At 72.3% G+C, this 20211-nt stretch carries 18 protein-coding genes; 7 read left to right on the forward strand and 11 right to left on the reverse strand.

Features of this window, described 5'->3' with window-relative positions; genetic code table 11:
• Positions 1–60 precede the first annotated feature (60 nt).
• The gene (gene add / locus ACFYUV_RS43310; RefSeq protein ID WP_387679972.1) at positions 61–1080 is read left to right on the forward strand and encodes an adenosine deaminase; all 1020 of its coding nucleotides are present in this window, start codon (positions 61–63) and stop codon (positions 1078–1080) included.
• Positions 1081–1119: 39 nt separating this feature from the next.
• On the opposite strand, the gene pgl is transcribed toward add, so the two are convergent.
• Genes pgl through tkt form a run of 6 tightly spaced genes read right to left on the reverse strand, consistent with a single transcriptional unit; the run spans position 1120 to position 9179 of the window.
• Positions 1120–1893: a 6-phosphogluconolactonase gene (gene pgl, locus ACFYUV_RS43315; RefSeq protein ID WP_387679975.1), complete on the reverse strand. Its 774-nt coding sequence runs from the start codon at positions 1891–1893 to the stop codon at positions 1120–1122.
• A gap of 26 nt (positions 1894–1919) precedes the next feature.
• Positions 1920–2834, reverse strand: coding sequence for a glucose-6-phosphate dehydrogenase assembly protein OpcA (gene opcA, locus ACFYUV_RS43320; RefSeq protein WP_352323011.1), 915 nt, complete (start codon positions 2832–2834; stop codon positions 1920–1922).
• Positions 2834–4435: a glucose-6-phosphate dehydrogenase gene (gene zwf, locus ACFYUV_RS43325; protein ID WP_387679978.1), complete on the reverse strand. Its 1602-nt coding sequence runs from the start codon at positions 4433–4435 to the stop codon at positions 2834–2836. The genes opcA and zwf overlap by 1 nt, the downstream gene beginning before the upstream one ends.
• 1 nt (position 4436) lies before the next feature.
• Positions 4437–6053: a glucose-6-phosphate isomerase gene (locus ACFYUV_RS43330; RefSeq protein WP_387679981.1), complete on the reverse strand. Its 1617-nt coding sequence runs from the start codon at positions 6051–6053 to the stop codon at positions 4437–4439.
• Positions 6050–7141, reverse strand: a complete 1092-nt coding sequence (gene tal, locus ACFYUV_RS43335; RefSeq protein ID WP_352364404.1) for a transaldolase — start codon at positions 7139–7141, stop codon at positions 6050–6052. The genes ACFYUV_RS43330 and tal overlap by 4 nt, the downstream gene beginning before the upstream one ends.
• 7 nt (positions 7142–7148) lie before the next feature.
• Positions 7149–9179 (reverse strand): transketolase, encoded by a 2031-nt coding sequence (gene tkt / locus ACFYUV_RS43340; protein WP_387680351.1) that lies wholly within the window; start codon positions 9177–9179, stop codon positions 7149–7151.
• A 341-nt stretch (positions 9180–9520) separates the two neighbouring features.
• Here tkt and ACFYUV_RS43345 point away from each other — a divergent pair, with 341 nt between their 5' ends.
• Positions 9521–10459, forward strand: a complete 939-nt coding sequence (locus ACFYUV_RS43345; RefSeq protein ID WP_387680354.1) for a heme o synthase — start codon at positions 9521–9523, stop codon at positions 10457–10459.
• A gap of 125 nt (positions 10460–10584) precedes the next feature.
• Positions 10585–11775: a PrsW family intramembrane metalloprotease gene (locus ACFYUV_RS43350; protein WP_352364398.1), complete on the forward strand. Its 1191-nt coding sequence runs from the start codon at positions 10585–10587 to the stop codon at positions 11773–11775.
• Here ACFYUV_RS43350 and ACFYUV_RS43355 read toward each other — a convergent pair.
• Both ACFYUV_RS43355 and ACFYUV_RS43360 read right to left on the reverse strand, forming a co-directional pair.
• Complete coding sequence (locus ACFYUV_RS43355) at positions 11751–12458, reverse strand: vancomycin high temperature exclusion protein (RefSeq protein ID WP_387679984.1); 708 nt, start codon at positions 12456–12458, stop codon at positions 11751–11753. The genes ACFYUV_RS43350 and ACFYUV_RS43355 overlap by 25 nt on opposite strands.
• 22 nt (positions 12459–12480) lie before the next feature.
• Positions 12481–13467: a heme A synthase gene (locus tag ACFYUV_RS43360; protein WP_387679987.1), complete on the reverse strand. Its 987-nt coding sequence runs from the start codon at positions 13465–13467 to the stop codon at positions 12481–12483.
• 115 nt (positions 13468–13582) lie between these two features.
• Here ACFYUV_RS43360 and ACFYUV_RS43365 point away from each other — a divergent pair, with 115 nt between their 5' ends.
• Genes ACFYUV_RS43365 through ACFYUV_RS43375 form a run of 3 tightly spaced genes read left to right on the forward strand, consistent with a single transcriptional unit; the run spans position 13583 to position 16284 of the window.
• Entirely contained in the window at positions 13583–14638 is a 1056-nt protein-coding gene (locus tag ACFYUV_RS43365) for a proline racemase family protein (RefSeq protein WP_387679989.1), read from the forward strand.
• Complete coding sequence (locus tag ACFYUV_RS43370; protein ID WP_387679992.1) at positions 14635–15603, forward strand: ornithine cyclodeaminase family protein; 969 nt, start codon at positions 14635–14637, stop codon at positions 15601–15603. The genes ACFYUV_RS43365 and ACFYUV_RS43370 overlap by 4 nt, the downstream gene beginning before the upstream one ends.
• 12 nt (positions 15604–15615) lie before the next feature.
• Positions 15616–16284 carry a GntR family transcriptional regulator gene (locus tag ACFYUV_RS43375; RefSeq protein ID WP_352364390.1) on the forward strand — a complete coding sequence of 223 codons (669 nt, stop codon included), beginning with the start codon at positions 15616–15618 and terminating at the stop codon, positions 16282–16284.
• Positions 16285–16538: 254 nt separating this feature from the next.
• Here the strand turns inward: ACFYUV_RS43375 and ACFYUV_RS43380 are convergent, their stop codons facing one another.
• The 3 genes from ACFYUV_RS43380 to ACFYUV_RS43390 form a co-directional block, all read right to left on the reverse strand.
• On the reverse strand, positions 16539–17456 hold the full coding sequence (locus ACFYUV_RS43380; protein WP_352328758.1) for an EamA family transporter: 918 nt from the start codon (positions 17454–17456) through the stop codon (positions 16539–16541).
• Between the two features lie 128 nt (positions 17457–17584).
• Positions 17585–18355 (reverse strand): ABC transporter permease, encoded by a 771-nt coding sequence (locus ACFYUV_RS43385; protein ID WP_358300141.1) that lies wholly within the window; start codon positions 18353–18355, stop codon positions 17585–17587.
• The gene (locus tag ACFYUV_RS43390) at positions 18352–19260 is read right to left on the reverse strand and encodes an ABC transporter ATP-binding protein (RefSeq protein ID WP_358300138.1); all 909 of its coding nucleotides are present in this window, start codon (positions 19258–19260) and stop codon (positions 18352–18354) included. The genes ACFYUV_RS43385 and ACFYUV_RS43390 overlap by 4 nt, the downstream gene beginning before the upstream one ends.
• Positions 19261–19416: 156 nt before the next feature.
• Here ACFYUV_RS43390 and ACFYUV_RS43395 point away from each other — a divergent pair, with 156 nt between their 5' ends.
• Positions 19417–20193 carry a VOC family protein gene (locus tag ACFYUV_RS43395; protein WP_387679996.1) on the forward strand — a complete coding sequence of 259 codons (777 nt, stop codon included), beginning with the start codon at positions 19417–19419 and terminating at the stop codon, positions 20191–20193.
• Positions 20194–20211: the final 18 nt, after the last annotated feature.

Raw genomic sequence — 20211 nt, forward strand, 5'->3', positions numbered from 1 at the left:
AGGTGAAATTTCGCCCGATTCCCTGTATCAGAAGGAAAGCTCAGGCTTATGGTCTTCGCCATGACCATCGACGCCTTCATCGACGCGCTGCCCAAGGTGGAGCTGCACGTACATCTGGTCGGATCGGCCTCGGTCGACACCGTGCTGGAGCTGTCCCGGCGGCATCCCGGCAGTGAGGTCCCGACCACCGAGGAGGAACTGCGCCGCTTCTACACCTTCCTCGACTTCCCCCACTTCGCCCGCGTGTACCAGGCCGTCAACAGCCTGGTCCGCGAGCCCGAGGACGTCGCCACCCTCGTCCTCGGCCTGGCCAGGGACCTCGCCGGACAGGGCGGCCGGTACGCCGAGCTGCAGGTCACCCCGTACGCCCATCACGTGGTCGGCATGCCCATGCGCGAGGTGACCGAGGCCCTCGACCTGGCCGCCCGCCGCTCCCTGACCGACCACGGCGTGGAGATGGCCTACATCTTCGACATCCCCGGCGAGTACGGCGAGGAGGCCGCCCGGATCACCGTCGACCACGCTCTGCGCGAACCTCCCGCCGCATTGGTAGGTTTCGGCATCGGAGGCATCGAACAGGACCGCCCCAAGTACCGCGACGCCTACCGCGACGCCTTCACCGCCGCACGCGCCGCCGGCCTGCACAGCGTCCCGCACGGCGGCGAGATGAGCGGCCCCGAGACGATGTGGGAGGTCATCGAGGGCTACGGCGCCGAGCGCATCGGCCACGGCATCAACTGCCTGTCCGACCCCCGCCTGGTCGCCCACCTGCGCGAGACCCAGCTCCCCCTGGACGTCTGCCCCACCTCCAACGTCTGCACCGGCCAGGTGCCCGAGCTCGCCGCCCACCCGCTGCCCCGGATGCTGGAGGAGGGCCTGTACGTCACGCTCAACAGCGACGACCCGCCCATGTTCGCCACCACGCTGGCGGGGGAGTACCGCGCCGCCGCCCACGTGCTCGGCCTGGGCGCCACCGAGCTGGCCCAACTGGCCCGCAACGCCGTCAACGCCTCCTACCTGGCCGCCGACCGCAAGCAGACCCTCCTCAAGGAGATCGACACCCTGACCGCCGACCTCTGACGGCCAGGATCGTCGTGCGCCCGCGACCCGCGTTCGAGGTCAGGGGGAGGCAAGGCGGCCCAGTTCTGGGGGGATCTTGGTGGCGGCGGCGCGGTCGAGGAGGAACAGGGTGCCGGCCCGGCCGCGGGCGCCGGCCGCGGGCACCTGGACGTGTCCCGAGTCCGACAGGGCCAGGCGTACCGCGCCCGACTTCTCCTCGCCGGCCGCCACCACCCACACCTCGCGCGCCGCCTGGATGGCGGGCAGCGTCAGGGAGATGCGGGTGGGGGGCGGCTTGGGGGAGCCGTGCACGGAGACGACCGGGCGCGTGTCGTACAGGGCGGGCATGCCGGGGAACAGCGAGGCCACGTGCGCGTCGGGGCCCATGCCGAGGAGCATGACGTCGAAGGCCGGCACCGGGCCGTGGTCCTCGGGGCGGGCCGCGGCGCGCAGCTCGGCGGCGTACGCCTCGGCCGACTCCTCGGCCGTCATGCCGGAGTCGGGGCCGCGCATGACGTGGATCCGGCCGGGGTCCAGGTCCACGTGGTCGAGCAGCGCCTGGCGGGCGCCGGTCTCGTTGCGTTCCTTGTCGCCGGTGGGTACGAAACGCTCGTCGCCCCACCAGACGTCCAGGCGCCGCCAGTCGACGGCGTCACGGGCGGGCGTGGCGGCGATGGCGGCCAGCGTGGCGATGCCGACCGTGCCGCCGGTCAGCACGATCGAGGCCGACCCCTTGGCCGACTGCACGTCGACCAGGCGCGTGATGATGCGCGCCGCCACGGCCTTGGCCAGGACGTCGGCGTCGCGGTGCACGACAACGTTGGGAACGCTCACGACACTTCTTTCTCAAGTGGAGGGGGTCAGCCCTTGTACGTACGGGCGAAGCGCTTGACGGCGGCCTCGTAGACCTCGTCGCTGTCCAGCCGGCGCAGTTCCTCGGCCATCAGCTCGGAGGTGTGCCGCCTGGCCAGGGCCACGTTCCGGTCGGGCTGGCCGGGCCGCGACAGCGTGGCCAGCCGCGCGTCGGAACGCATGACCGACAGCTCGCCGTCGCCGGTCTGCAGCCGTACGGCGGTCAGGCCCGGACCGGCCGACTCGCCCACCTTGACCGGCGCACCCAGCCGCTCCGACAGCCAGGCCGCCAGCAGCGGCGCGCTCGGGTGCCCGGCGCTGGCCTCCACCACGCCCTTGCGCACCTTGCCCACCGGTTGGTCGAACGCGGCGGCCAGCAGGCTGCGCCACGGCGTCAGCCGGGCCCAGGCCAGGTCGGTGTCGCCGGGGGCGTACCCCTTGGCGCGGGTGACCAGCGACGCGGCGCCGCCGTTCTCGAAGCCCTTGGCGTCGGTGATGCGCCGCTGGGCCAGGGCGCCGATCGCGTCCTTGGACGGCACGTCGGGGGCCGCGCCCGGCCACCAGGCCACCACGGGGGTGTCGGGCAGCAGCAGGGGGCTGACGACGGAGTCGGCGTGCTGGGTCAGCTCGCCGTACAGGCGCAGCACCACGACCTCGCCCGGCGTGTTCTCGCCGATGCGCAGCTCGGCGTCGAGCCGGTTGGGCTCGGCCTCCTCCCGCTTGATCACCACGATGATGCGCGAGGGATGTTCGCGGGCCGCCTCGGTGGCGGCGCGCAGCGCGTCGTACTGGTGGCGCTCCTCGGAGACCACCACGAGGGTCAGCACCATGCCGATGGCGGGCGCGCCCATCTGGTGGCGCAGCAGCATGAGCTGCGCCGAGATCTTGCCGGCCGTCGTGTCCGACAGCATGAACGTCGTCACTAGAGTCTCCTCCACACGCGGCCGTCGCGCGCCATCATCGCGTCGGCCGACTCCGGGCCCCACGAGCCCGACTCGTAGGCCTCGGGCTGTCCCTGCGTGGCCCAGAAGTCCTCGATCGGGTCGAGGATCGTCCAGGACAGCTCGACCTCGCGCTGGTGCGGGAAGAGCGGCGGGTCGCCGATCATGACGTCGAGCAGCAGCCGCTCGTACGCCTCCGGCGAGGACTCCAGGAACGACTCGCCGTAGGCGAAGTCCATGGACACGTCGCGCACCTCCATGGCGGTGCCCGGGACCTTCGACCCGAACCGCACGGTGATGCCCTCGTCCGGCTGGACGCGGATGACCAGGGCGTTCTGGCCCAGGATCTCGGTGTCGGTCTTGCTGAAGGGCAGGTGCGGCGCCCGCTGGAACACCACGGCCACCTCGGTGACCCGGCGGCCCAGCCGCTTGCCGGTACGCAGGTAGAACGGCACCCCGGCCCACCGCCGGTTGGCGATCTCCAGCTTGATGGCCGCGTACGTCTCGGTGGTCGACTCGGCGGAGATGCCCTCCTCCTGGAGGTAGCCGACGACCTTCTCGCCGCCCTGCCACCCGGCCGCGTACTGGCCGCGCGCGGTGTTGAGCCCCAGGTTGGACGGCAGCCGCACCGCCTTGAGCACCTTCTCCTTCTCCCGGCGCAGCGCCGAGGCGTCGAAGGAGGTCGGGTCCTCCATGGCGACCAGCGCGAGCAGCTGGAGCAGGTGGTTCTGGATCACGTCGCGGGCCGCGCCGATGCCGTCGTAGTAGCCGGCGCGCCCGCCGATGCCGATGTCCTCGGCCATGGTGATCTGCACGTGGTCGACGAAGCTGCGGTTCCAGATGGGCTCGTACAGGTTGTTGGCGAAGCGCAGCGCCAGGATGTTCTGGACCGTCTCCTTGCCCAGGTAGTGGTCGATCCGGAAGATCGAGCTCTCCGGGAACGCCGACGTGGTGATCTCGTTCAGCTCGTGGGCCGACTTCAGGTCGTGGCCGAACGGCTTCTCGATGACCACCCGCCGCCACGATCCCTCGGGCGCGTCGGACAGCCCGGTGCGCTTGAGCTGCTCGACCACCACGGGGAAGAACTTGGGCGGGACGGACAGGTAGAAAGCGTAGTTGCCGCCCGTGCCGCGGGTCTGGTCGATCTCCGCCAACGCCATCGCCAGCGCGTCGAAGGCTCCGTCGTCGGAGAACTCGCCCGGCACGAAATGGATGCCTTCGAGGATCTGCTTCCAGACCTCCTCGCGGAACGGCGTACGCGCGTGCGCCTTGACCGCGTCGTGCGTCAACTGCGCGAAGTCCTGGTCCTTCCAGTCGCGCCTGGCGAAACCGACCAGCGAGAAGCCGGGCGGCAGCAGGCCGCGGTTGCCCAGGTCGTAAATGGCCGGCAGCAGCTTGCGCTTGGCCAGGTCGCCCGTCACGCCGAACAGCACCAGCACGCACGGTCCCGCCACCCGCGGCAGCCGCTTGTCACGCGGGTCGCGCAAGGGGTTGGCCTCGGCGACCTCCAATGTCGTGGCGGTGTTCGCCACGGCCGCCGCCACCGCGACGACCTCCTCCTCAGGAGATGCTTCGTCAGTCATCTCAAACCTCCTGTGCGGCTGCGAGCAAATGCGCGACACCCGTCGCGCGGTCCGTCAAGTGCAGGCGTACGGCGGGCCGTCCGCGGGTCTCCAGCGCGGCCAGGTCGCCCAGCGCCTGCGCGAGCTGGAGCCGCCCCAGCGTGTACGGCTGCCCGGGGACGGCGACGTCGTCGGCCACCGCACCCGTGATCTGCAGGAACACGCCGTTCTGCGGCCCGCCCTTGTGGTACTGGCCGGTCGAGTGCAGGAAACGCGGCCCCCACCCGAACGTCACCGGCCGGTTGGTGCGGATGGCGAGCAGGGCGCGCAGCGTGGCCGCGTCGGCCATCATCCACGCGTCGGTCATCTGCTCGAAGTCGGCCCCCTCGGGCACCGGCGCGTCGAAGGCGGCCAGGCGGTCGAGGTAGGCCATCACGGCCAGGTAGCCGTCGTGCGGGATGGCTTTCAGCAGCTCGGCCAGCACGCCGGGCAGGTCGTGGGAGCGGACCGCGCCGTAGACCTCGACGGGCCCGTCGACCAGCGCGGGCGCGCCCAGCGGCAGGTCGGGCAGGGCCAGCAGGGCCGCGGTGTTCTCCTTGGACTCGGCCACGTTCGGCTGGTCGAACGGGTCGATCTCCAGCAGCAGCCCGGCCACGGCGGTCGCGTACTCCCAGACCAGGAACTGGCCGCCGAGCGGCCCGTCGACGCGTACGGCGCCGTTGTCGGACTCGATCGCGACGACCAGCTCGTCGCTGGTGTGGTTGGGGTCGGCGTTGACGATCGGCAGGATGCCCCGGCCCTGCTTGCCGGTGGACTCGGCGACGAGCTGCTCGATCCAGTCGGGCAGCCCGTTGATGCCGGAGAGCTGGTCCTCCAGCACGAGCTTGTCGCGCCCGGCCAGCGCCGCGCCACCGAGGGCCGCGCCCAGGTCGAGGCCGGGGTTGCCGGTGTCCAGGGACAGCAGCGGCAGCACCTCCTCGGCGTCGTCCAGCAGCCGCTCGACGTCGGCCCCGGCCAGTGCGCTGGGCACCAGCCCGAACGCCGACAGCGCCGAATAACGGCCGCCCACGTCGGGGACGGCCAGCACCAGGTGGTAGCCGCCCTCGACGGCCCGCTGCTCCAGCGGCGAGCCGTGGTCGGTGACGACCACGATCCGGTCGGCGGGCGAGATGCCCGCCTCGGTGAAGATCTGTTCGTAGATGCGCAGGTGGCAGTCGGTCTCGACGGTCGAGCCGCTCTTGCTGGCCACCACCACGACCGTGGACTCCAGCAGGTCGGTCAGCGCCCGCCGGACCTGCGCGGGGTCGGTCGTGTCGAGCACGGTCAGCGGCACGTCGGCGGTCTGGCAGATCACCTCGGGAGCCAGCGACGAGCCGCCCATCCCGGCCAGCACCACGTTCGTCAGGCCCTCGGCGCGCGCCCGCTCCACGAGCTTGCCCAGCTCGGGAAGGAGCTCGCGGGAGGTGCGCGGCAGCGTCAGCCAGCCGAGCCGGACCGCCGCCACCGCCTCGGCGTCCTCACCCCACAGCGTGGGGTCGCCGCCGGCCAGCCGCGCGGGCACGCCGTCGGCGACGAGGCGCCCCGCGACGGAGGAGGCGGCCGCGGCCACCCCCTCCTCGCGGTAGGACACCTCGATCATGGCACCAGATTCTTGGTGACGCTCTCCAGCAGCTCGTTCCAGGACGCCTCGAACTTCTCGACGCCCTCCTCCTCCAGCACCCGCACGACGTCGTCGTAGTCGATGCCGGCGTCCTTGAGCGCGGCCATGGTGTTCCAGGCCTGCTCGTAGAAGGGGCGCACGGTGTCGCCGGTGACCTGCGCGTGGTCGGCGGTGGCGTCGAGGGTCTTCTCCGGCATCGTGTTGACGGTGCCGGGGGCGACGAGCTGGTCGACGTACATGGTGTCGGAGTAGTCGGGGTTCTTCACCCCGGTCGAGGCCCACAGCGGGCGCTGCGGACGGGCGCCCGCGGCGCGCAGGCGCTGCCAGCGCTCGGAGCTGACGACCTCCTCGTAGGCGGCGTAGGCCAGGCGCGCGTTGGCGATGCCGGCCTTGCCCTTCAGCTCCGGCTTGCCGAGCTTGTCGAGCCGCTTGTCGATCTCGGTGTCGACGCGGCTGACGAAGAACGAGGCCACCGACTCGATCGTGGCCAGGTCCAGGCCCTTGGCCTGCGCGGCCTCCAGGCCGGCCAGCCAGGCGTCCATGACCGCGCGGTAGCGCTCCAGCGAGAAGATCAGCGTGACGTTGACGCTGATGCCCTCCGACAGCGCCTGCGTGATCGCGGGCAGGCCCTCAAGGGTGGCCGGGATCTTGATGAACAGGTTGGGCCGGTCGACCATCCACCACAGCGCCCTGGCCTCGGCCACGGTCTTCTCGCTCTCGCGGGCCAGCCGCGGGTCGACCTCCAGCGAGACGCGGCCGTCCACGCCGCCGGTGGCGTCGTAGACCGGGCGCAGCACGTCGGCGGCCCAGCGGATGTCGTACGTGGTGATGGCGCGGACGGCCTCCTCCACGGTGACGCCGCGGACGGCCAGGTCGTGGAGCTGGGCGTTGTAGGCGTCGCCCTTGCTGAGCGCGCCGGCGAAGATCGTCGGGTTGGAGGTGACCCCGACGACGTTCTTCTCGCGGATCAGCTGGTCGAGGTTGCCCGTGCGCAGCCGTTCGCGGCTGATGTCGTCGAGCCAGATGGAAACGCCCTGGCCGGACAGCTTGTTGAGGTTCTCGCTCATCTTCTTCTCAGTTTCCCGTCGTCTCGCCCTTGTCCTGACCCAGCTTGGCGAGGCTCGCCTTGGCCGCGGCCGCCACGCGCTCGGCCGTGAGCCCGAACTGCTCGTACAGCGTCTTGTACGGCGCCGAGGCGCCGAAGTGCTCCAGGCTGACCACTTCGCCGCACTCGCCGACGAACTGGTGCCAGCCGAGCGCGACGCCGGCCTCGACCGCGACCCGAGCCCTGATCGAGCTCGGCAGGACGGTCTGCCGGTACGCGGAGTCCTGCCCGTTGAACCACTCGACACACGGCATCGACACCACTCGTGCCGGGATGCCCTGCGCCTCCAGCAGCTCGCGGCCCTGCACGGCCACCTCGACCTCACTGCCGGTGGCGATGATGATCACGTGCGGCTGGCCGTCGGACGCCTCGCGCAGCACGTAGCCGCCGCGGGCCACGCCGTCGGCGCTCGTGCCCTCGTAGACCGGCACGTTCTGCCTGGTCAGAGCCAGGGCGGCGGGACGGTCGGTGTGCTCCAGGATCGTCTTCCACGCGTGCGCGGTCTCGTTGGCGTCGGCCGGGCGGACGACGTCGAGGCCGGGGATGGCGCGCAGCGCCCACAGGTGCTCGATCGGCTGGTGGGTGGGGCCGTCCTCGCCCAGGCCGATGGAGTCGTGCGTCCAGACGTAGGTGACCGGCAGCTTCATCAGCGCGGCCAGGCGCACCGAGGGGCGCATGTAGTCGGAGAAGACCAGGAACGTGCCGCCGTAGGGGCGGGTGCCGCCGTGCAGGGCGATGCCGTTGAGAATCGCGCCCATGGCGTGCTCGCGGATGCCGAAGTGCAGGGTGCGGCCGTAGCGGTTACCGGGGAAGTCCTTGGTCTGGTACTCCTCGGGGATGAAGGACGGCTCGCCCTTCATCGTGGTCAGGTTCGACTCGGCCAGGTCGGCCGAGCCGCCCCACAGCTCGGGCAGCACCGGCGCCAGCGCGCCCAGCACCTCGCCGCTGGCCTTGCGGGTGGCCATCGAGGAGCCGGTCTCGAACTCGGGCAGGGCCGTGGCCCAGCCGGCGGGCAGCTCGCGGTGGGAGATGCGGTCGAACTCCTTGGCCCGCTCGGGGTTGGCCAGGCGCCATTCGGCATAACCCTTGTCCCACTCGGCACGCTCGGTACGGCCGCGGGCGACCACCTCGCGGGCGTGCTGCAGCACCTCGGCCGGCACGTCGAAGCTCTTGGCCGGGTCCATGCCCAGGATCTCCTTGGTCGCGGCGATCTCCGCCTCGCCCAGGGCCGCGCCATGGATCTTGCCGGTGTTCTTCTTGTTCGGCGCCGGCCAGCCGATGATCGTGCGCAGCCGGATGAAGGAGGGCCGGTCGGTCTCGGCCTTGGCCGCCTCCAGCGCCTCGTACAGCGCCTGGACGTCCTCCTCGTACTCGCCGCCGGCGGTCCAGTCGACGCTCTCGGTGTGCCAGCCGTACGCCTCGTAACGCTTGACGACGTCCTCGGACTTGGCGATGAGGGTGTCGTCCTCGATGGAGATGTGGTTGTCGTCGTACAGGACGACGAGGTTGCCGAGCTTCTGGTGGCCGGCCAGGGCGCTGGCCTCGTGGCTGATGCCCTCCTCGATGTCGCCGTCGCTGACGAAGCACCAGATGTGGTGGTCGAACGGCGAGGAGCCGCGCTCGGCGTCGGGGTCGAACAGGCCGCGCTCGCGGCGGGCCGCCATCGCCATGCCGACCGCGTTGCCCAGGCCCTGGCCGAGCGGGCCGGTGGTGGTCTCCACGCCGGCGGTGTGGCCGTGCTCGGGGTGCCCCGGGGTCAGGCTGTCCCACTGGCGCAGCCGCCGCAGGTCGTCGAGCGTCAGGCCGTAGCCCGACAGGTAGAGCTGGATGTAGAGCGTCAGGCTGGTGTGGCCGCACGACAGCACGAACCGGTCGCGGCCCGCCCAGTTGGGGTCGCTGGGATCGTGGCGCATCACGCGCTGGAACAGCAGGTATGCGGCGGGGGCCAGGCTCATGGCGGTGCCGGGGTGACCCGAGCCCGCCTTCTCCACTGCGTCCATCGCCAGGGCCCGGACGACGTCGACGGCCTTCTTGTCGAGGTCGGTCCATTCAAGGGCTGGCACGAGTTCGGTGCTCAAGTGCTCGATCTCCGGAATCTAGTTGTCATTTGGCAGTACCTGTTGGCTATCCCGCCCACACGGGACCCTAACCGAGTGGAGCTGGCGATCGATTCCCATTCCACCCTCGCGTGTCCATGAACGGCGCAAGCCCCCCATTGGCCGGACCGTGCGCCCCTGCGACTACAGTTTGTTTGTTCGCAGAGGCGCCACGGCGCCACTCATCGATCCGCTCTAATCAGAGGTTACGCGTTGACTCCGCACAGGCTGGAAGCGCCTTGACGGTGCTGACCAACAGGCAGGCCACGACCCCCTCGACCGAGCCCGGGGCGCCGCGCACGTTCGGCATGGTCGTGAAGGCCTACGTCGCGCTCACCAAGCCGCGGATCATCGAGCTGCTGCTGATCACGACCCTGCCGGTGATGTTCCTGGCGGCCGGGGGCCTGCCGCCGCTGTGGAAGTCGATCGCCGTCATGGTCTTCGGCACCCTGTCGGCGGGCAGCGCCAACGCGCTCAACTGCTACGTCGACCGCGACATCGACCAGAAGATGCGGCGCACCCGCCGCCGGCCGCTGGCCAGGCACCAGGTGTCGCCGCGCGGCGCGCTGATCTTCGGGATCGTCCTGGGGATTTTGTCCACTGTTGGCCTGTGGCTCACCACCAATTGGCTGGCCGCGGTGCTGTCCACCGGCGCGATCCTGTTCTACGTCATCGTCTACTCGATGGTGCTCAAGCGCCGCACGGCCCAGAACATCGTCTGGGGCGGCATCGCGGGCTGCATGCCGGTCATGATCGGCTGGGCGGGCATCACCGAGCGGCTCGACTGGGCGCCCCTGGTGCTGTTCGGCGTGGTGTTCTTCTGGACGCCGCCCCACACCTGGACCCTCGCCATGCGCTACAAGGAGGACTACGCGGCGGCCAAGGTGCCGATGCTGCCGGTGGTGGCCACCGAGCGGCGGGTGATCCTGGAGTCCGTGGCCTACACCTGGGCGACCGTGCTGTGCTCGCTGGCCCTGTGGCCGGTGGCCGGCACCACGCTGTTCTACCCGGTCGTCGCGGTCGTGCTCGGCGTGGTCTGCCTGTGGGAGGTCCACCGCCTGCTGGCCCGGCTCAACGCCGGCAAGAGCGGCGTCGACCTGCGCCCGATGCGCTTCTTCCACTGGTCCAACGCCTACCTCGCGCTGCTCTTCCTCGCCGTCGCGATCGACCCGCTGCTGGCCTGAGCGCCGTGACCGTCCTGACCGCCGTGCGCGAGGCCCGCGACGCGCGTGTCCGGACGGTGAGGAGTGGCTGTCCCGCACGGGCGGTCGGCACGGACCCCGGCCCTTCGATCCGTTAAAGTCACGGTATGGCGACCCGTGATCCACGCTGGGTGTTGAAGGACCGCCCGTCGTTCGCGTTGATCACCGGGCTGGTCCTCACCGGCATCTGCGCCCTGGTCTCGTTCTCCTTCGACGTGATCAACGGTGAGCCGGTGCAGTTCTTCATCGCGCTCGGGCTCGCCCTGGCTCCGGTGCCGCTGCTGCTGGCCGCCGTGCTGGCGCTCGACCGCATGGAGCCGGAGCCGCGCAGCAACCTGATCTTCGCCTTCGCCTGGGGCGCGGGCATCGCCGTGCTGGTCGCCGGCGCGATCAACTCGCTCAACCTCCACTACTTCATCGACACCGCCAAGCTCTCGCCGACCAGCGCCCGCAACCTGGCGGCCACCTTCGGCGCGCCGGTGGTCGAGGAGACGATGAAGGGCCTGGTGCTGCTCGGCCTGCTGAAGTTCCGCCGGGCCGAGCTCGACGGCCCCACCGACGGCATCATCTACGCCAGCATGGTCGGCCTCGGCTTCGCCATGAGCGAGAACGTCAGCTACTACCTGTCGGCGCTCAACGGCAACGGCGTCAGCAGCCTGGCGGTCACCGTGGTGCTGCGCGGCATCCTGTCGCCGTTCGCCCATCCGCTGTTCAGCTCGATGATCGGGGTGGCCGTCGCCTACGCGGCCCAGCGCCAGGGGCCCGAGCGGGTGTTCCTGGTGCTGGCCGGCTGGTCGGGGGCGATGATCCTGCACGGCCTGTGGAACGGCCTGGCCTCCTACGGCGGCTTCCCCGGGCTCGTGGTGGCCTACCTGGCGCTGCTGGTGGTGCTCGTCGTGCTGATCGGCGTGGTGTTCAGGGACCGGCGGCGCATCGTCGCGCTCATCCAGACCTACCTGCCGCCGTACGAGCCGACCAGGCTGGTCGGGCCGGCCGACATCTACATGTTGTCCACGTTCGCCAGGCGCCGCCAGGCCAGGCAGTGGGCCAGGGCCTACGGCGGCAAGCGGGGCGTGCGCGCCATGCGCGACTACCAGCTCGCCGCCACCGAGCTCGGCCTGCTGCACGAGCGGGCGGCCCGCCACATCGTCGACGAGCAGGCCTTCCACGAGGAGCAGCGGGCCCTGCTGGAGTGCATGAGCACCGCCCGCGCCGACTTCCCGGTGCCGCCGGTGCACGCCCGCCGGATGGCCAGGGGCACCCCGCCGCCCGGTTACGCGCCCGGCGCGCCCCGCTGAGCCAGGATCTGGGTCAGCGAGACCTCGCGCGGCCCGGGGAAGACCGGGTCGGAGTGCAGCAGCAGCGCGTCCACGACGGCCTTGCCGGTGGCCAGCAGCTCCCGGGTGGCGTAGACGTACGTGGTGGCCGCCCACTGGCGGGTGGAGTCGTCGCCCACGCCGAACGTCTCCAGCCCGGCCGTCCGGCACAGCGCGACGGCCCTCGGCAGGTGGAAGACCTGGGTGACGACGGTGACCCGCTCGGCGCCGAACACCCGGCGGGCCCGTACGCACGAGTCCCAGGTGTCGAACCCGGCGTAGTCGAGCACGATCACGTCGGCCGGCACGCCCCTGCGCAGCAGGTAGTCGCGCATGGCGGTGGGCTCGTCGTACTCCTTGCGGCTGTTGTCGCCCGACAGCAGCAGCGCCCGCACCTTGCCCGCCCGGTAGAGCTCGGCGGCCACGTCGAGCCGGCGGGCCAGCATCGGCGTGGGCTGGGTGCGCCACAACCCGGCGCCGAGCACCAGCGCGGCCTGCGCGGGCGGCACCCGGCCCAGCCAGCCGCCGCTGCCGGCCACCACGCGGTGCGGCGAGCTGTCGAGCCAGGCCCAGGTCATGGGCGCCAGCGCGAGCACGCTGACCAGCACCAGCCCCTGGTACGTACGGCGCAGCAGCCTGCGCGAGAGCCTAGGGAGTCGCAGCACACCCCATACCATCGCACAACGGTCAGACGGGAGCGGGCGCTTCCGTGTGAGCGGCGGCGGCCGGGGCCTCCAGCGGGCCTCTGCTGCGCAGCGAGGTGACCACCCGCAGCGCGGCGATCCACACCAGCGAGGCGCCGAGCACGTGCAGCAGCACCAGCGCGGCCGGCACGGCCAGGAAGTACTGGGTGTAGCCGATCACGCCCTGGCCCAGCTCCACGACGAACAGCCCGAGCGCGGCCCGCCTGGCGGCCCGGGGCGCGCCGGTCACGCGCAGCGCGAACAGCAGCGCGAACGTCAGGCCGACGACGACGTAGACGATGTCGGCGTGCAGCCGGGCCACGGTCTCGATGTCGAAGCCGAACCGGGAGGCGATGACGTCGCCCGAGTGCGGGCCCGTGCCGCTGACCACCACGCCCGCCACCAGCAGCACCGCCGTGGCGGCGAGCAGCGCGTGGCCGAGCCGCCGGACGTCGCGGTGGGCCACCCCGGCGGCCGGGCCGTCGCCCTCGCCGGCGCGGGCGTAGAGCATCCAGCAGGCGGCGATCAGCGCCATGGAGATCAGGAAGTGCATGCCGACCGTGAACGGGCTGAGCGCGGTCCTGACCACCAGCCCGCCCCACAGGGCCTGGGCCAGCACGCCCGCCGGCTGCAACAGCGCCAGGCGCACCAGCGCCCGCCTGCGCGGGACCAGGCGCAGCGCCGCGACGACGCACGCCGCGCCCACCGCCAGCACCAGGAACGTCAGCAGCCGGTTGCCGAACTCGATGAGCATCGTGAGCATCGACATCTCGGGATGGGCGACGGGCACGAAGCTGTCGGGCGTGCACCTCGGCCACGTCGGGCAGCCGAGCCCGGAACCGGTCACCCGCACGCCCGCGCCGGTCACCGCGATGCCCGCGTTGGCCACCACGGAGGCCAGTGCCCAGCCGCGCATCGAGCGCGCGGTCGGCGCCCAGAACGAGCGCAGGGCGCGGGCCAGGACGTTGGGGCGGGTGGTGGATTCCTTCACGTCAACGATGGTACGGGCCAGGTGGGACGGTCCCGTCAGGGGCTTCTCCGGAACGTGACAATGTGACATGTTACTCCTGGCGACTTTCCCGACCCGGTCCGGAGGGCTTCGAACTGTGATCACAACTGTCGACTACCACACGGGCGGCGAGCCGTTCCGGATCGTCACCGGAGGCGTCCCCGGCATCCCCGGGGCGGACGTGCTCACCCGGCGGGAGAACGCGCCCGCCCACGCCGACCACGTCAGGCGGCTGCTGTGCCACGAGCCACGCGGGCACGCCGACATGTACGGCTGCTTCCTCGTCCCGCCCGACGACGCCGGGGCGCATCTGGGCGCGCTGTTCTGGCACAAGGACGGCTTCTCCACCGCCTGCGGGCACGGCACGATCGCCCTGGGGGCCTACGCGGTGCAGGAGGGGCTGGTCGAGGCCGACCCCGAGGGGGAGACCGACGTGGTGGTGGACGTGCCGTCGGGGCGGGTCAGGGCGCGGGTGCGGTGCTCGGGCGGGCGGGTGGCGGGGGTGACGTTCGTGAGCGTCCCGTCGTACGTGATCGCGCGGGACGTGGCCGTCGCTGGAACGAAGGTCGATATTTCGTACGGCGGGGCGATTTATGCGTCTATTTCGGCGGGGGAGCTGGGGCTGTCCGTCGAGCCCCGCCACCTGACCGCCCTCGTCGGGCACGCCCGCCGCATCAAGGCCGCCCTGGCCGGCCACCCCGCCACCCGCCACCCACGCGACGACCGCCTGTCCGGCGTCTACGGCGTCATCTTCTACGACGCCCTGCCGGCCGACGCCCTGCCGGCCGACGCCGTGCCGGCCGACGCCGTGCCGGCCGACGCCGTGCCGGCCGACGCCGTGCCGGACGGCGAGCTGTCGGGTGACGGGCTGAACGTCCGGCAGCGCAACGTCACCGTCTTCGCCGACGGCGAGGTGGACCGGTCGCCGTGCGGGTCGGGCACCGCCGCCAGGATGGCGCTGCTGCACGACGCCGGCCTGCGCGGCACCCTGGTGCACGAGAGCGTCGTCGGGTCCGTCTTCCGGGCGCGGGTGGCCGCGGTGACGGCCGAGGGGATCGTGCCGGAGATCGAGGGCATGGCCTACCGCACCGGCCGGCACGTCTTCGAGCTCGATCCCGACGACCCGATCGGAACGGGGTTCACGCTGCGATGAGCGCTCTTCCCTACATCGACGGGCCCGTGCTGGAGCGGCTGGTGCCGGTCGGCCGCGCGGTGGCCGTCCTCGAACAGGCCCTGCGCGACGGGCTCGACCCCGAGCTGACGCCCCGGCGGCCGGCCGTGGACCTGCCGGCCGGGCAGCTCCTGCTCATGCCCGCCGCCGCCGGCCGCTACGCCGGGGTCAAGGCCGTCACCGTCACGCCCGACAACCCCGGGCGCGGGCTGCCCCGCATCCAGGGGACGTACCTCCTGCTGGACGGCCCGACCCTGGCCCCGCTCGCCGCCCTGGACGGCATCGCGCTCACGTCCCTGCGCACGCCCGCCGTCTCCGCCCTGGCCGTCGCCCACCTGGCCGAGCCGGACGCGCGCCGCCTGGTGGTGTTCGGCAGCGGACCGCAGGCGTACGGGCACGTCCTGGCCCTGCGCGAGGTGCGGCCCGTCGAGCACGTCACGGTCGTGGGCCGCGACCCCGCCCGCGCCGCCGCCCTGGCCACCCGCTGCCGCGCCCTGGGCCTGACCGCCGAACCCCTGACCACCGGAGCTCCCACCGCCGAAGCCGAGGTGGTGCCCGGGGCGGTGGCGGACGCGGTCCGGGCCGCCGACCTCGTCGCCTGCTGCACCACGGCCGCGCAGCCGCTGTTCCCCGGTAAGCTCGCCCGGGACGGCGTCACCGTGGTCGCGGTCGGGTCGCACGAGCCCGGCGTCCGCGAGCTCGACGGCGACCTCGTCGCCCGCGCCACCGTGGTCGTCGAGGCCAGATCGGCCGCCCTGGAGGAAGCCGGCGACGTGATCATCCCGATCCGCCACGGTACGATCACCTCTGGTCATCTCGCCGGGAACCTCGCCGAGCTGATCGCCGGGAGGGTGGTGGCCGGTCCCGGCCCGCGGGTGTTCAAGAGCACGGGCATGGCGTGGCAGGACCTGGTGGTCGCCGCGGCCGCGTACGAGGCGTGGAAGTAGGAGGGAAGGCGGATGGCTGCCGAGGACCGGCTCGACCTGCCGATGGTGGGGGAGCGGCAGAGCCTGCGCGAGCAGGTCGCGCACGCGCTGCGGGCCGCGCTGATCACCGGTGAGATGCGGCCAGGGGTGGTCTACTCCGCGCCCGTGCTCGCCGCGCAGTTCGGCGTCTCGGCCACGCCGGTCCGCGAGGCCATGCTCGACCTGGCCAAGGAGGGCCTGGTCGAGGCCGTGCGCAACAAGGGCTTCCGGGTGACCGAGCTGTCCGACCGCGACCTCGACGAGCTGACCCAGATCCGTGAGCTGATCGAGGTGCCCACCGTCTCGCGGCTGGCCGACAGCGCCCGCGCCGAGGAGTTCGAACGGCTGCGCCCGATCGCCGAGGAGATCGTCTCGGCCGCCGACCGGGCCGACCTGCTCGCCTACATCGACGCCGACCTGCGCTTCCACCTGGAGCTACTGGCCCTGGCGGGCAACGTCCACCTGGTGGAGGTGGTGCGCGACCTGCGCAACCGGGCCCGGCTCTACGGTCTGTCGCAGCTGGCCGAGCGCGGCTCGCTGACCGACTCCGCCAGGGAGCACCTGGCCATGCTCGACGCGCTCAAGAGCGGCGACGGCAAGGCGGTCGGCCACCTGATGGGCGAGCACATCGGCCACGTCCGGGGGATCTGGGCCGAGCACTGACGCCTGCCGCGTTTCTTTACCGTCCGAATTAATAGGGTTTGTCCGTTTTGAGGTAATGTGTTGGCGAAAGCTTTCACGAACTGATCTTCCTGAGAGCCTCACAAGCCCGGTCACGCGGATGCCCGCATCCGTTGACCTTCACCGGGCTCGGCGACCCGCCCACCTCAAGCCGAGCCCTCCGCCGCGCGCCCGAGAGATCCCCATCCCCGCGGGCGCGCGGCGGCACCTCCTCGGCACTCCCTGACGCCCGGTCGTCAGCGCCCGGTCATCCTGGTCGAGCCGAGGCTGGCGGCCACGACGCACACGATCGCCGCCCACTGCTGCACGTGCAGGACCTCGCCCAGCACCAGCACGCCCGCCAGCGCCGCCACGGCCGGCTCCAGGCTCATCAGAATGCCGAACACGTGCTTGGGCATGCGCCGCAGCGCGTGGAGCTCCAGCGAGTACGGGATCACCGACGACAGCAGCCCCACGCCCAGTCCGATCAGCAGCAGCGACGGCTGCAACAGGTCCGCGCCGCCGGTCGTGACGCCCACCGGCGCGATCACCAGGGTCGAGACGATCATCGCGAACGACAGCCCGGTGGTGCCGGGGAAACGCCGCCCGGCCGCCGCGGACAGCAGGATGTAGGCCGCCCAGCACGCGCCCGCCACCAGGGCGAACCCGATGCCCAGCCACCAGGCCGCGGACGCCTGCTGCCCCCAGGGCGCCAGCAGCGCCACGCCGAGGCCGGCCAGGCCGATCCAGGCCAGGTCGAGCCTGCGCCGGGAGGCGGCCACGGCCACGCCCAGCGGGCCGAGGAACTCGATCGCCACCGCGACGCCCATCGGCAGCCGCGACAGGGCCTCGTAGTACGACAGGTTCATCAGCGCGAGCGTCAGGCCGAAACCGGCCCCGACCGCCCAGTCGCGCCACCCCAGCCCGCGCAGCTTCGGCCTGGCCACCGCGGCCATGATCAGGCCGCCCGCCGCGATGCGCAGGAACACCACGGCGCTCGGCGGCAGGACGGCGAACAGGTTCTTGGCGAACGCGGCGCCGAGCTGCACCGAGACGATGGACAGCAGGACCAGCGACGAGGGCGGGATCGAGTCCGCGGCCTGGCGCAGCAGGCGGCCAGGCCGGGGCAGCGCCGGGCGGCGATCGAAGGGATCGTCGAGGGCGAAGTCGGTCACGGAACTCCTCGCGCGGAAGGTGGGGCGGTCGTCCAGAGCGTACTGACCTCGGACGACATCTCCGCACGCGGGGTGGCGCGCCCCCTCACTCCCAGCGGAGCAGCCTCACCCCCAGCGGCACAGCCGCCTCACTCCCAGCGGAACAGCCGCGAGACCAGCGCCAGGGTCAGCACGGCCCAGCCGGCCAGGACGAGCACCGGCCCCAGCGGCAGCGCCGCCCCCTGGGCGAGCACCGCGCGCAGGCCGCCGGTCAGCGCCGAGATCGGCAGCAGCTCCAGGACCGGCCGCGCGCCCTCGGGGAACTTCGACAGCGGGAAGATCACCCCGCCCGCCCCCAGCAGCACCAGGTAGACCAGATTGGCCGCGGCCAGCGTCGCCTCGGCCCGCAGCGTGCCCGCCATGAGCAGGCCGAGGCCGCTGAAGGCCGCCGTGCCCAGCACGACCAGCACCGCGGCGGCCAGGAATGACCCGTGGGGCCGCCAGCCCAGCGCCAGCCCCACCGCCACGATCACCGCCGCCTGGATGACCTCCACGGCCACCACCGCGGCCGTCTTGGCCAGCATGAGCCCGGCCCTGGACAACGGGGTCGCGCCCAGCCGCTTGAGCACGCCGTAGCGGCGCTCGAAGCCGGTGCCGATGGCCTGCCCGGTGAAGGCCGTGGACATGACGGCCAGGGCCAGCACGCCCGGCACGAGGAAGTCGACCCGCCGGCCGCCCCCGACGTCGACCAGCGGCGCCAGCGAGAAGCCGACCAGCAGCAGCACCGGGATGATCAGGGTGAGCAGGAGCTGCTCGCCGTTGCGCAGCATCGTGCGGACCTCCGAGCCGGCCTGCGCGAGCACCATGCGCGGGAACGGCGCGGCGCCCGGCGCGGGCGAGAGGTCGAGCACGGGGGTCATCGCAGCTCCCTGCCGGTCAGTTCGAGGAAGACGTCTTCGAGGGTACGGCGCTCGATGCGCAGGTCGTCGGCCGTGACGCCCTCCGCCGCGCACCAGGCCGTGACGGTGGCCAGCAGCTCGGGCCCCACCTGGCCCTCGATGATGTAGTGGCCGGCCGGCGACTCCTTGGCCGCGCTGCCCACCGGGAGCGCGTTGAGCAGCTCCTCCAGCGTGAGCCCCGGCCTGGCCCTGAACCTGAGCTGCCGCTCGGCCCCGGTCAGCGAGGCCGGGCTGCCCTCGGCCACCACGCGCCCCCTGTCGATGATCACGACGTGGTCGGCCAGCCGCTCGGCCTCCTCCATGTGGTGGGTGGTCAGCACCACCGACACCCCGGCGCCGCGCAGCTCGCCGACCAGGTCCCAGCAGGCGTGCCGGGCCTGCGGGTCGAGCCCGGCGGTCGGCTCGTCGAGGAACACCAGCTCCGGCCTGCCGATCACGGCCGCGGCCAGCGACAGCCGCTGCTGCTGCCCGCCCGACAGCCGCCGGTAGGGGGTGCGTGCGTGCTCGGCCAGCCCGAGCCGGGTCAGCAGCGCGCCGGGATCGTGCGGACGGGCGTAGAAGCGCGCGACCAGGCGCAGCCACTCGGCGCAGCGCATCGCCGGCGGCACCCCGCCCGCCTGGAGCATCACCCCGACGCGCGGCCGCAGCTCGGGCAGCGTGGGCGACAGGCCGAGCACCCGAACGGTGCCGGAGTCGGCCTTGCGGAACCCCTCGCAGATCTCGACCGTGGACGTCTTGCCCGCGCCGTTGGGCCCGAGGACGGCGGTGACCGCGCCGCGGCCGGCCCGCAGGGTGAGGCCGTCGAGGGCGGTCCGGCCGCCGTAGCGTTTGACCAGGTCGACGATCTCGACGGCTGGGGAATCCATGGCCACGAGTTTAGGGACTGCGCCGGGCGGTCCGGCCCCCAGGTACGCGCCCGGCGAACGCCTGCCGGGCGGCCCTGCCCGGAAATGGACGGCTCTTGACCGGACCGTTCCCCGGAAAGACGTGAGAACCGGGGGACGCGCGGCGATGAGCTCCACATGTCGCGACGCAGTGGATACGACCCAGGAGTTCCGTGCTGGGTGGACCTGGCCAGCACCGACGTCCCCGGCTCGGTCCGGTTCTACGGGGATCTGTTCGGCTGGCGGGCCGACATGGTCGACGACCCGGCGGCCGGCGGCTACGGGATGTTCGTCCACGAGGGCAGCAAGGTCGCCGGGATCGGCCCCGTCCGCGACGGCGGCTCCACCTCGCTCTGGAACACCTACGTCGCCACCGACGACGCCGCCGCGCTGGCCGGCCGGGTCAGGGACGCCGGCGGCACCGTCGTGGCGGAGCCCATGGCGATCTTCGACGAGGGCACCATGGTCGCCCTGCGGGCCCCCGACGGCTCCTACGCCGCCGCCTGGCAGGCGGCCGCCCACGCGGGTGCGGAGCTGGTCAACGAGCCCGGCGCGTTCTGCTGGAACGAGCTGTGCACCCGGGACGCGCCGGCCGCCGAGCGCTTCTACTCGGCGGTCTTCGGCTGGACGTCCCGCACGTCCGACCTGGGCGGCATGGCGTACACCGAGTGGGTGGCGGGGGAGGCGGCCGTCGCGGGGATGATCCCGATGCCCGACGAGGCCCCGGCGGAGCTGCCGTCGTTCTGGCTGACCTACTTCGCGGTCGCCGACCTCGACGCGGCCCTGCACGCCGCCGCCGACGCGGGCGCCGACGTGCTCACCGGCGTGACCGAGGCGCCGCCCGGCAGGTTCGCGCAGCTCATCGACCCGCAGGGCGCGGCGTTCGGAGTCATCCAGCTCAACGAAACGTCATGAAATATCTGATAACCGGGA

Origin of the sequence: Nonomuraea sp. NPDC003560 (assembly GCF_042878785.1) — a bacterium.
GTDB lineage: Bacteria > Actinomycetota > Actinomycetes > Streptosporangiales > Streptosporangiaceae > Nonomuraea.